At 71.3% G+C, this 11,606-nt stretch carries 10 protein-coding genes and 1 pseudogene; 7 read left to right on the top strand and 4 right to left on the bottom strand.

The annotated features are described in order from the left end of the window. Positions 1-13: 13 nt before the first annotated feature. Both L0H79_RS03610 and L0H79_RS03605 read left to right on the top strand, forming a co-directional pair. Positions 14-241, top strand: a complete 228-nt coding sequence (locus tag L0H79_RS03610; RefSeq protein ID WP_301483181.1) for an antitoxin — start codon at positions 14-16, stop codon at positions 239-241. Further along, on the top strand, positions 238-630 hold the full coding sequence (locus tag L0H79_RS03605) for a type II toxin-antitoxin system VapC family toxin (RefSeq protein WP_301483180.1): 393 nt from the start codon (positions 238-240) through the stop codon (positions 628-630). Before L0H79_RS03610 ends, L0H79_RS03605 begins: the two co-directional genes overlap by 4 nt. Positions 631-664: 34 nt before the next feature. Here L0H79_RS03605 and L0H79_RS03600 read toward each other — a convergent pair whose 3' ends face one another. From L0H79_RS03600 to L0H79_RS03585, 4 genes are all read right to left on the bottom strand, one after another. Next, complete coding sequence (locus L0H79_RS03600) at positions 665-3,658, bottom strand: SMC family ATPase (RefSeq protein WP_301483179.1); 2,994 nt, start codon at positions 3,656-3,658, stop codon at positions 665-667. Position 3,659: 1 nt separating this feature from the next. Continuing rightward, positions 3,660-4,856: an exonuclease SbcCD subunit D gene (locus tag L0H79_RS03595; RefSeq protein ID WP_301483178.1), complete on the bottom strand. Its 1,197-nt coding sequence runs from the start codon at positions 4,854-4,856 to the stop codon at positions 3,660-3,662. A gap of 237 nt (positions 4,857-5,093) precedes the next feature. Beyond that, a complete protein-coding gene (locus L0H79_RS03590; RefSeq protein WP_301483177.1) occupies positions 5,094-5,477 on the bottom strand; it encodes a phage holin family protein in 384 nt (127 codons plus the stop codon). Between the two features lie 10 nt (positions 5,478-5,487). Beyond that, positions 5,488-6,555: a 6-phosphofructokinase gene (locus L0H79_RS03585; RefSeq protein ID WP_301483176.1), complete on the bottom strand. Its 1,068-nt coding sequence runs from the start codon at positions 6,553-6,555 to the stop codon at positions 5,488-5,490. Positions 6,556-6,816: 261 nt separating this feature from the next. Here L0H79_RS03585 and hisC point away from each other — a divergent pair, with 261 nt between their 5' ends. From hisC to L0H79_RS03560, 5 genes and pseudogenes are all read left to right on the top strand, one after another. Next, entirely contained in the window at positions 6,817-7,911 is a 1,095-nt protein-coding gene (gene hisC, locus L0H79_RS03580; protein WP_301483175.1) for a histidinol-phosphate transaminase, read from the top strand. Between the two features lie 498 nt (positions 7,912-8,409). Continuing rightward, positions 8,410-8,568, top strand: a pseudogene (locus L0H79_RS03575) (AAA family ATPase); the annotation flags it as partial. Between the two features lie 486 nt (positions 8,569-9,054). After that, complete coding sequence (pdhA, locus tag L0H79_RS03570; protein WP_301483210.1) at positions 9,055-10,143, top strand: pyruvate dehydrogenase (acetyl-transferring) E1 component subunit alpha; 1,089 nt, start codon at positions 9,055-9,057, stop codon at positions 10,141-10,143. Position 10,144: 1 nt separating this feature from the next. Beyond that, complete coding sequence (locus L0H79_RS03565; protein WP_301483174.1) at positions 10,145-11,155, top strand: alpha-ketoacid dehydrogenase subunit beta; 1,011 nt, start codon at positions 10,145-10,147, stop codon at positions 11,153-11,155. Positions 11,156-11,197: 42 nt separating this feature from the next. Beyond that, a partial coding sequence (locus L0H79_RS03560) for a biotin/lipoyl-containing protein (RefSeq protein WP_301483173.1) occupies positions 11,198-11,606 on the top strand: 409 nt, incomplete at its 3' end.

Below are 11,606 nucleotides of genomic sequence, written 5' to 3'. Positions count from 1 at the left end.
TAGCATCGTTCCTGTGACAACGCTCTACATTCGCGATGTTCCCGATGTGGTCGCAGCAACGCTCAAGGAACGGGCGGCGGCCGAGGGCAAGTCCTTGTCCGCGTATGTCGCCGCTGAGCTGGCCACGATCGCGGCACGGCCGACGAATGCCGAGATCGTCGCCAGGCTCAAGGCTCGGGACCGGTCGGCTGGCCCGACGACCGACGAGATCGTCGCAGCGGTCCGCGCCGGACGCCCATGATCGTCATCGACGCCTCCGCCATGGTCGAGGCACTGATCGGGCGCGGAGGCGATCCTGAGCTGCTCGACGCACTCGCCGGCGACGTGCACGCCCCACACGTGCTCGACGTCGAAGTGCTCTCGGCGCTGCGAGGACTCCTGCTCGGCGGCGACCTCGAGGCGCGCGCGGCCGAGGACGCCCGACAGGAGCACTTCGCGTTCACGATTGCGCGTCACGAGACGCACCCGCTGGCCGATCGCGTCTGGTCGCTGCGCCGGCAGTACACGAGCTACGACGCCAGCTACCTGGCCTTGGCGGAGGCGCTCGGCTCCCCGCTGTTCACCTGTGACGCAAAGCTGAGTGGCCCGGGCCACGAGGCGGACGTGCGGGTCATCCCGAGAACGCGCTGACCCCCGGCAACCGGCTCAGCCCGCGATCCGCATCTCAGGCCGTGACCTTCAACGTCGAGGTGCGATCGGGCTTGACGACGACCTCGATCCGGTCGGCCACCCGCGACTTCAGCTCGGTCACGTGGCTGACGATGCCGACGGTCCGCCCGCCCTCGCGCAGTCCCTCGAGGGTGTGCATGACGTCGTCGAGCACCTCGGGATCCAGCGTGCCGAAGCCCTCGTCGACGAAGAGGGTGCCCAGGTCGACGCCGCCGGACTCGGCGCGCACGACCTCGGCCAGGGCCAGGGCCAGGGACAAGGAGACGTAGAAGGTCTCGCCGCCGGAGAGGGTGCCGACCTCGCGGACCTGGTTCGTGTGCATGTCGTGCACCCGGATGCCGAGCCCCGACTTGGCGTTGCCCTGTTTGGCGTCGGTGTGCTCGAGCGAGTAGCGGCCACCCGAGAACTTCGCCAGCTCCGTGTTGGCGGCCGACAGCACCTCGGCGAAGCGCCGGATGAGGACGTACTTCGCGAGGTCGAGGTTGAGCTGGTTGTCGCCGCCACCGGCCACGAGCTGGCCGACCCGGACCGCGTCGGCCGTCTCGGCGATCACCGCCGCGTTCCGCTCGATGGCCGCCTCGACCTCGCTGCGCCGCTGCTTGGCCCGGCGAGCCTGGTCTCGCAGGCTGCCGTGCTCGGTCGTCGCCTGCTCCATCTCCTGCTTCGCGGCGCGCTCGAGCTCGACCAGCGCGTCGATGTCGTCGAAGAGCGCGTCGAGCTGGACGTCGGCGAGCTCGGGACCGGTGAGTCCGGCCCTGACCTCGGTGCACGCGCGCTCGAAGTCGGCGATCGCCGTCCTGGTCGTGGTGATCCATTCCATCGGCCGGTCTGCCTCGAGCCAGTCCTCGACCGAGCCGAAGCCGGCCGCCACCAGGTCGGCGTCTCGCGCGGCCGTCGCCTCTACGGCCGCCACCTGGGCCGTGTCTCGGGAGGCGATGGCATCGACAAGTGTCTCGACCCGGCCGGCCGAGGTCTCGATTGCGTTGCGTCGTGCCGACACCGTGGGGTGGCCGTCTCGGGCCCGCGCGACCTCGTCGGCCTCCCGCGCGAGTCGGGCCGCCCAGTCGGCGCGGCTCTGGCCCAGTCGGGCCAGCTCAGCCGTGAGCCTCGTGGCCCGTTCGCCGAGCTCCTGCTCTCGCCCGCGCAGCTGCTCGAGCCGTTCCGTGCCGGTCCGCGCGGCCGCCCCGGCCCGGATCGACTCGGACAGCTCCTCGCCGGCCAGCTCGGCGCCAGCACGCGCGGCAGCAACGGTCAGCCCGTCGCAGCGTGCGGCGAGCTCACCGGCCTTGGCGCGCAGGGCGCCGAGCTCGTCGGTGCGGGTGGTGGCGGTGGACCTGAGCTGCTCGACCCGCCGCTCGGCGGAGCCCACCTGCTCCGGGGTGACCGCGGCCGGGCTGGGCCGGGCGGGCGAGGGGTGCTCTGTGGCGCCGCACACCGGGCACGCGTCCCCGTCGACGAGCGTGAGACCGAGCTCCCCGGCGATGCCGTCGATGCGGGCCTGCCGGAGCCGTCCCAGCTCGCCCTCGGCGTCGCGCACCACGGCCAACGCTGCCCTGACGGCACCCTCCAGCTCGGGCAGGCGCGCGAGCGCGGTCTCGTGGGCCATCGCGGCCTCGAGACGGTCCTTGGCCCGTCGGGTGGCGAGGGTCCGACTCTCGTGCAGGGCATGCAGCCGCCTGGCCTCGGCGAGGGCCTCGTCCTGCTCACGGACCAGCTGCGGCAGCCCGGCCAGCTCGGTCGTCACGTCCGCGAGTGCCGCCCGATGCCGCTCGGCGGCACGGGCAACACCGTATGCCTGCTCCTGCCGGCTCTCGAGCGTCGACTCCAGCTCCACGGCGCTCGTGAGTGACCCGATGGCTTCCCGGAGGGTCGCTGCCTCTCCGCGCAACGCCGCGACGCCGCGATCCTGCAGGCGTGGCTCGACGCGCCCTCGGGCAGCCGTGAATGCCGCCTCGGCCCGTTTGAGCGCTGCCTCGGCCTGCGCGAGCGTCCGCACGGCGCCGGCGACCGGACGAGCCTGCTCCGCCCGCGCCAGCTGCTCACCCAGCCGCCGGAAGTCGACGGCGCGTCGCCCGAGGTCCTCGTTGCGCCGCTGCAGCTGCCTGAGCCGCTCCCGTCGCTGCATCCGCAGCCGCGCGTCGCTGACCATGCCTGCCATCTGCCGGTGCCGTTCGATCGCCTCACGGCTCACCTTGCGGGCGTGCCGCTCGCGCGTCCGCAGCTCGTCGACGGCCTCGGCCAGCTCGGCGAGCAGGTCGCCGGGTCGGCTGCGGCTCAGCTCGACGAGGGCATCGCGCCGCTCGCTGCCGAGCGCTGCCGAGACGGCGAAGGCGTGCACCGCATCGCGGATCTCGTCGAGACCGTGCTGTCGCCGTGCCTGCGCCTCCCGGCCGGCCTCGACCAGCTGGTCCTGCACCCGCCGGAAGAAGGCGGTGCCGAAGACCTTCTCGAGCAGCTTGCCCTTCTCCTCGGACCGGGCCCGCAGGAACGTCGCGAACTCGCCCTGGGGCAGGATCACGGTCTGCACGAACTGGTCCCGGGTCAGCCCCACGGCCCGGGTGATCTCGTCGTCGCAGTCGCCGATGTTGCTCGAGAGCAGCTCACCCGACTCGAGGTCGTCGATCGAGGCGAGGCGCCATAGCTTGACGCTGGGCTGCTGCACCGTCGTGCCGGTGCCGCGCGTCTTGGGCCGCTCGAACCGCGGCGTACGGCGCACCCGGTAGAGACCGGACTGGGTCTCGAAGACGACCGTGACGACAGGGACCGTGCCGGGGGCGGCATGGTGGGAGTGGATGCGCTCGAGGTCGGCACCGGCCTGCGCGACCTTGCCGTATAGCCCGAACGTGATGGCGTCGATGATCGTCGACTTGCCCGATCCGGTCGGACCCTCGAGCAGGAACAGCCCCGCCTTGCCGACCGCGGCGAAGTCGACGCGCTCCGTGCCGGCATACGGGCCGATCGCCGTCATCTCGAGCAGGTGCAGCTGCACGTCACGCCACCTCCTGGGCCTCGGCGAGCCGCTGCGCCGTGACGGCCGCCTCGTAGCCGGCGACGAAGACGCCGAGCTCGCCCTCGCTCGCCTCGGTCTTGGTCACGTGCGCGATGAAGTCGGACCCCAGCTCGCGCGGGTCGCGCTCGCTGACCGCGGTCGTGCCACCGCGCCGCCGCGCCGCCGCCCCGTCCGGCTCGTGGAAGACCTGCAGCACGAAGGGGAATCGCGACTTCAGCCGGTCCATCAACGAGTCCGGCCGGACCCGGTCGGTCACCGTGACCCGCACCCACGACCCCTCGTGGGCCGCGAGGGACTGCTCTGACAGCAGGTGCTCGAGCCGCCCGCGCAACGTCGCCATCGGGCGGGGCTGCTCGATCTCGACCGGGGTCACGGCCACGCGCCCCTCGGCCGGCAGGTCGACGAGCAGGACGACCTTGCTCTGGTGCTCCTCGGAGAACGAGTAGCGCAGCGGCGACCCCGAGTAGCGCACCAGGCTGCCCTCGGGACCCTCCGGCGACTGCGGCCCGTGCAGGTGCCCGAGTGCCGCGTAGTCGATGCCGGCGAAGACCGTTCCGGCCACCCGGTCGACCCCACCGACCGCGATCGAGCGCTCCGAGTCGCTCGGCTCGGCACCGGCGACGAAGGCGTGCGCCATGACCACGCTGCGCACCTCGTCGCGCCCTGCGATATCGGCGCGGATCCGCTCGCACGCCGCCGCGAGCACCGCCTGGTGAGAGCGAGGCAGCGGGTCGCCGCCACCGGCGAGCAGGCCCCGGGCCTGGTCGACGTCGAGGTAGGGGATGCCGTAGACGGCCGCGCGCACCCCGTCCGAACCCTCGACCATGACCGGGACCTCGAGCCGCCTCGGATCGGTCATCACCCGGATGCGGTCACGGAACAGGCCTGCCCCGTAGCCGAGCCGGACCGCCGAGTCGTGGTTGCCGGAGATGACGACGACCGTGGTGACCTCGGACAACCGCGCGAGGGTCGCCTCGAACAGCATGACCGACTCCACCGGCGGCACCCCTCGGTCGTAGACGTCTCCCGCGAGCAGCACCGCGTCGACCGGCACGCCGTCGACCGGGTCCTCGACGAGCCGGCAGATCCGCTCGAGCGCCGCCGACTGCGCCTCGTGCAGGTTCACGCCGTGCAACGTGCGCCCGAGGTGCCAGTCAGAGGTGTGCAGCAACCGCATGCCCAGACCGTATGACCGACCTGCGACACAGCTCTCGCCGACACGCGCCCTGCGACGAGTCCCGACCGACGAACGACCATTGGTCAGCGAACGTCGATCATCGTGGTGGCGGCCGTGCGGAGACCAGCGGCTCGGCACGACCAACGGTCGTCGGCCCGCACAGTCCCCCCAGCACCAGCCCGACCACGCACACGAGCCAGCCACCGGCGGTAGCCCACACAGCGGCATACCAGCGGGTCAGTCCCTGGGGTTGAACGAGCTGAGGACCATCGACACGAAGGTGATCACGAGCGAGCCGAGGATCGCATCCCAGAAGAACTCGTCGACGTGGAACGGCAGGCTGAACTGCTCAGCGACCCACGAGGTCAGCTCGAGCATCAGCGCGTTGACGACGAAGACGAACAGCCCCAGCGTCAGGATGATGAGCGGCAGCGAGAGGATCTTTGCGACGGGCCGCACGAAGGCGTTGATGAGCCCGAAGATCAACGCCACGACCACGACCGTGCGCACGACGACCCAGGTGTCGGGGCTCGACCCGAAGGCGATGCCGGGGACGAGCCATGCTGCGATCCACAGCGCGATCCCGTTGATGACGGTCTTGATCGCGAAGTCGACGAGCACCTGCTCATCCTTACACGCGTGGCAGCCCCGGGTGGTCGTCTCCGGGCAGGCGCGGCTGGAACATCGTGTTGAGACGGAGCAGGTCCGGCTCGACCGTCTTGAGCGAGCCGATGGCGTCCTTGACCGGCACCCGGGTGATCTGTCCGTTCTGCAGGGCCACCATCTCGCCCCATCCGCCGTCGAGGGCCGCCTCGATCGCGGCGACCCCGAAGCGGGTGCCGAGCATCCGGTCGAAGGCGACCGGGGAGCCGCCGCGCTGGACGTGCCCCAGGACCGTCGTGCGGGTCTCGATGCCGGTGCGGCCGTGGATCTCCCGCTCGAGGATGTGGGCGATGCCGCCGAGGACCTTGTGGCCGTAGCTGTCGATCTCGGGCTCCGGGATCTCGAAGGTTCCCTCCTTCGGCAGGGCACCCTCGGCGACGACGAGGATCGTCGCGTAGCGACCCTTGCGGTGCCGCCCGACGATCCGCTCGCAGACCTCCTCGATGTCGAACGGCTCCTCGGGAGTCAGCGTCATCGCGGCTCCGCCGGCGAGCCCCGACCAGATGGCGATGTGCCCGACGTGCCGACCCATGACCTCCACGACGAGGACGCGGTGGTGCGACTCGGCGGTCGTGTGCAGCCGGTCGATCGCGTCCGTGCAGATCTGCACGGCGGTCTGGAAGCCGAAGGTCATCTCGGTCAGCTGGATGTCGTTGTCGATCGTCTTGGGGACGCCGACGACCGGGAAGCCGTTCTGGTGCAGCTCGTTCGCGACCGCCATCGAGCCCTCGCCGCCGACGGCGATGATGGCGTCGAGCCCGTGCCGGTCGTAGGCCTTGCGCACGAGCCTCAGCCCGTCCTCGCGCGCGAACGGTTGGTCGCGGGAGGTGCCGAGGATCGTGCCGCCGCGCGGCAGGATGCCGCGGCACACCTCGACGTCGAGCGGCTCGTAGTCGTCGTCCATGACCCCGCGCCAGGCGTTGCGGAAGCCGATGACAGTGCTGTCGTAGGTGACCTCCGCGGCGCGGACCGCGCCTCGGATGACGGCGTTGAGGCCGGGGCAGTCCCCGCCTCCGGTGAGGATCCCGATGCGCATGGGCTCGTCTTTCGTGAGTGGTGCGTGGAGCGGGTGGGTCGGGGCTGCGTCGAGGCGACAGGGTGAGCCTAGCCACAAGCGTCCGTATGCCGCTCGCTCCCGCAGCGTGTCCGGCTGCCCACCGCCGCGACCGCCAGTGTCCCGCGGAACGGACCGGTCGAGGTAGAGCGGGTCGGTGGCCCAGATCGCTGGTCAGCCCGCCTGGGTGGCCCGGGCCGGCGGTCCGGGTGCCTGCAGTGGTGGTGTGTCTATTGTGGCGGGATGAGCGACGACGCCGTGTCCCAGAGCCACGTTCGCCTGCGTGACGTGCTTGCGCAGCTGCCGGACTACAAGCCGGGCAAGCCCGCCGCGGCGCCGCCCGGGATGACCGCCTACAAGCTGTCGTCGAACGAGAACCCCTACGGCCCGCTTCCCTCGGTCCTCAAGGCGGTCGAGGAGGCCGCGGCGACGCTCAACCGCTACCCCGACATGGCGGTGGCCGCGCTGACGCAGCGGCTCGCCCAGGCGCTCGACGTGCCGGCCGAGTGCGTCGCGACGGGGACCGGCTCGGTGGCAGTGCTCGGGCAGATCGTCGAGGCCGCCTGCGACGCCGGAGACGAGGTGGTCTTCGCGTGGCGGTCCTTCGAGGCCTATCCGATCGTGACGCAGCTCGTCGGCGCCCAGCCGGTCACGGTCGGGCTGGCCGCCGACGGCCGACACCGGCTCGACGCGATGGCCGCAGCGGTCACCGACCGGACCCGGGTGGTCCTGGTCTGCACCCCGAACAACCCCACCGGCCCGGCGGTGCACACGGACGAGCTGGAGCGCTTCATCGCCGCGGTGCCCGACGACGTCGTGGTCGTCGTCGACGAGGCCTACGTCGAGTTCGTCCGTGACCATGATGCCGTCCGCGGCCTCGAGGTCTGGCGCAACCACTCCAATGTCGTGGTGCTCCGGACCTTCTCGAAGGCGTACGGGCTCGCGGGGCTGCGGGTCGGTTTCGCCGTGGCGCACCCCCCGGTCGCGGCCGCGATCCGCCGGACCGCGACGCCGTTCGGGGTCAACTCGCTGGCCCAGGCCGCCGCGATCGCCTCGCTCGACGCGGTCGACGAGCTGACCGAGCGGGTCGAGTCGATCGTGGCCGAGCGCGACCGGGTCGTGCAGGGCCTGGTCGACCAGGGCTGGCAGCTCCCGCAGACCGAAGCCAACTTCGTCTGGTTCCCGCTCGGCGAGGAGTCGACGGCGTTCTCGCAGGCATGCGAGGCGGCGGGTCTGGTGGTGCGTCAGTACGGCGACGACGGGGTGCGCGTCACCATCGGCGAGCCCGAGGCCAACAGCCGGGTCCTCGAGGTCGCCGAGCAGTTCGGCGCCCGCTGAGGCACGCCGACTGCAAACCGCGCCTCGGGCACCCCTAGCGGCTACTGGGCAGTAGGACACAACAAGTCCCGGTCGCGGTCCGCTCCCGTGCGGGTTGGGGCCCTGGGACGCGGACTTGTTGTGTCCTTCGGTACGGCACCTCGGTACAGCCTGGGCCGGGCCGGTGATGCGGCCCGGCTCGGTGCTGGTCCGGCGCCGCTGGTCGGTCGTCGAGACTCGGCGGACCGACGACGAGCCGGGTCGGGAGGACGAGCGAGACCTCGATGACTGGGAGTCCGACCCGGAGCCGGTCGGCCGGGGGTCGAGTCGGACGGGTCGCGGAAGCCGCAGCTGGACCGAGCTGGCCCGGTCCCTGCGCCCCTGGGAGTCGATGCTGACCGAGCTCGCCGACCCGGCCCGCGCTCCTGAGCTGCTCCGGTGGGCGACGCCTTCGACGGCGCGATCCTGCGGGTCGCCGTCACTGATGGCCGGTTCGAGGTCGAGCTGCACCAGCCCGGCATGCTCCGCCCACTTCGGGGCGCGGAGCTGTCCGACGGCACCCTGCGCTACCTGTGCCTCGTCGCGGCCCTCCTCACGGTCGACCCGCCGCCGTTGCTCGTGCTCAACGAGCCGGAGACCTCGCTGCACCCGGAGCTGCTCGGTCCGCTCGCCCGGCTCGTCACCGCCGCGGGGGAGCAGAGCCAGGTCATGGTCGTGACCCACTCCGAGCAGCTGATCCGCGCGATGGGCGTCGTGGCACCCGGCGATGAGCACAGCGACGAGCGTGACGAGCACGGCGAGGACCACGGGACGGGGCTCGGGTCGCCGCCCCGCCGGGTCACCCTGGTCAAGGACCTCGGCGAGACGTTCGTGCAGGGGGCAGGGCCTGTTGACGACCCCGGCCTGGAGCTGGAGCGCTCGCCGCTGACCCTCAGTCGTCCGTCCCGCAATGTGAGATTTCCAGAAGGCTCCGGTAAGTTGCGAACCAGCACCACGCATGCCGCCGCCGTCACCCTCGGTCGGCCCCATGTGCACCACCCACTGCCGGGCCGATCCCCGCCGGTGGACCCAGCGGATAGCCGGCCAGCGCAGGCCGGCGGAGGAGCCCACGTGACCGACATCGACGTCGTCCAACGCCCAACGGCTGCCGAAGGCGGCCCGGACATGATCCAGCTGCTGACCCCGGAGGGGCAGCGCGTGTCACACCCCGACTACGACGCGTACGTCGCCGACCTGAAGGCCGACGACCTGCGCGGCTTCTATCGCGACCTCGTCCTGATCCGGCGCTTGGACGCCGAGGGCTACGCGCTGCAGCGGCAGGGTGAGCTCGGGCTGTGGCCGAGCCTGCTCGGCCAGGAGGCGGCCCAGGTCGGGTCGGGCCGGGCGCTCAAGCCGCACGACTTCTGCTTCCCGACCTACCGCGAGCACGGCGTCGGCTTCGTGCGCGGCATGGACCCGCAGAGCTCGTTGCAGCTCTTCCGCGGGGTGAGCCAGGGCGGCTGGGACCCCAAGGAGCACAACTTCCATCTCTACACGATCGTCATCGGCGCCCAGACGCTGCACGCGACCGGCTACGCGATGGGTGTCAAGATGGACGGCCACGTCGGCACGGGCGACCCCGACCGCGACATGGCAGTCATCTGCTACTTCGGCGACGGAGCGACCGCCCAGGGCGACGTCAACGAGTCGTTCGTCTACGCGGCGAGCTTCGATGCCCCGGTCGTGTTCTTCTGCCAGAACAACCAGTGGGCCATCTCCGAGCCGGTCTCGAAGCAGACCCGGATCCCGCTCTACCAGCGGGCCCGCGGCTTCGGCTTCCCCGGCATCCGCGTCGACGGCAACGACATTCTCGCCACGTACGCGGTGACGCGGCACTGCCTCGACGAGGCCCGCAACGGCAACGGGCCGCTGCTGATCGAGGCGTTCACCTACCGGATGGGCGCCCACACGACGGCCGACGACCCGACGAAGTACCGCGTCTCCGCCGAGGTCGAGCAGTGGAAGCTGCGCGACCCGATCCTGCGCCTGAAGACCTACCTCGCCCACGAGGGCATGGCCGAGGAGTCGTACTTCCACTCGATCGACGAGGAGGCCGACCAGTTCGCGCACGAGCTGCGTGACGGTTGCCTCAGCCTGCAGGCGCCGCCCGGCGAGACGATGTGGGAGCACGTCTACGCCGGGGACCACCCGGTGATGGAGGCGGAGCGGGCCGCCTATCTCGAGTACCAGGCGAGCTTCGAGGGGGAGCACTGACATGACGACCACCACCCAGACCTCGGAGCACCTCCAGAAGCTGGGGCTCGGGCGCAGCCTCACCAACGGCATGCGCCGGGCCATGGAACGCGACCCCAAGGTTGTGCTCATCGGGGAGGACATCGGCAAGCTCGGTGGCGTGTTCCGCATCACCGAGGGGCTGCAGAAGGACTTCGGCGAGGAGCGCGTCATCGACTCGCCGCTCGCCGAGTCCGGCATCGTCGGCACCGCCGTCGGGATGGCGATGCGCGGTTACCGTCCCGTCTGTGAGATCCAGTTCGACGGTTTCGTCTACCCGGCCTTCGACCAGATCGTCTGCCAGGTCGCCAAGATGCATGCCCGCTCGCTCGGGGCCCTGAAGATGCCGATCGTCATCCGGCTCCCGTTCGGCGGCGGCATCGGCAGCCCCGAGCACCACTCGGAGAGCCCCGAGGCCTACTTCGCCCACACCGCGGGTCTGCGCGTCGTGTCCTGTTCCAACCCGGAGGACGCGTTCTGGATGATCCAGCAGGCCATCGAGTGTGACGACCCGGTCATCTTCATGGAGCCCAAGCGCCGCTATCACGACCGCGCCGAGTACGACCCGACGGCCACGGAGGCACCGCGCGGTCTCTTCGAGGCCGCCGTGGTGCGCGAAGGCACCGACGTGACCCTGCTCGGCTACGGCCCGGTCGTCAAGACGATGATCGAGTCGGCCAATGCTGCCGCGCAGGACGGCACGAGCATCGAGGTCATCGACCTGCGCTCGCTCTCGCCCCTGCCGATCGACACGATCTCGGAGTCGGTCCGCAAGACCGGCCGGCTCGTCGTGGTGCACGAGGCGAGCACGTTCCTGGCCATGGGCGCCGAGATCGCCGCCCAGGTGACCGAGCAGTGCTTCTACCACCTCGAGGCGCCCGTCGTCCGGGTGGGCGGCGCCAACATCCCGTATCCGCCGAGCCGGGTCGAGGAGGAGTTCCTCCCCGACCTCGACCGGATCCTCGACGGCGTCGACCGCGCCCTCGCCTACTGAACAACCCCGCGCAACCGAGAACCCAGGGAAGGCTTCCTGCACATGGCGATTCAGACGTTCAACCTGCCCGACCCCGGTGAGGGGCTCGTCGAGGCCGAGATCGTCGAGTGGCGGGTCGGTGTCGGCGACAGCGTCAAGGTCAACGACATGGTCCTCGAGGTCGAGACGGCCAAGTCCCTCGTCGAGCTGCCGATCCCGTGGGCGGGCACCGTCACCGAGATGCTCGTCGAGGTCGGCCAGACCGTCGAGGTCGGCACGCCCCTGATCCGGATCGACGACGGCAAGGGCGGCGCGGCCCCCGCCGTGGCGCAGGGTGCCACGGAGGAAGGCTCGGAGAAGCAGGGCGCGAACCTCGTCGGGTACGGCGCGAAGGCGGGCGCGACCGCCCGCCGCCCGCGCAAGGGCGCTGCACCGAGCGGTGGTATGCCGCCCAGCCCGGCCCCACCGCCAG

Origin of the sequence: Intrasporangium sp. (assembly GCF_030452765.1) — a bacterium.
In the GTDB taxonomy this organism is placed as follows: domain Bacteria; phylum Actinomycetota; class Actinomycetes; order Actinomycetales; family Dermatophilaceae; genus Intrasporangium_A.
This window is presented reverse-complemented; position numbering and strand designations above follow the sequence as displayed.

Bases quoted from the DNA above. Each gene is read 5' to 3' on its own strand.
- L0H79_RS03605 (WP_301483180.1), top strand. From the start codon at position 238: ATGATCGTCATCGACGCCTCCGCCATGGTCGAGGCACTGATCGGGCGC.
- L0H79_RS03595 (WP_301483178.1), bottom strand. From the start codon at position 4,856: ATGCGGTTGCTGCACACCTCTGACTGGCACCTCGGGCGCACGTTGCAC.
- L0H79_RS03585 (WP_301483176.1), bottom strand. From the start codon at position 6,555: ATGCGCATCGGGATCCTCACCGGAGGCGGGGACTGCCCCGGCCTCAAC.
- hisC (WP_301483175.1), top strand. From the start codon at position 6,817: ATGAGCGACGACGCCGTGTCCCAGAGCCACGTTCGCCTGCGTGACGTG.
- pdhA (WP_301483210.1), top strand. From the start codon at position 9,055: ATGATCCAGCTGCTGACCCCGGAGGGGCAGCGCGTGTCACACCCCGAC.
- L0H79_RS03565 (WP_301483174.1), top strand. From the start codon at position 10,145: ATGACGACCACCACCCAGACCTCGGAGCACCTCCAGAAGCTGGGGCTC.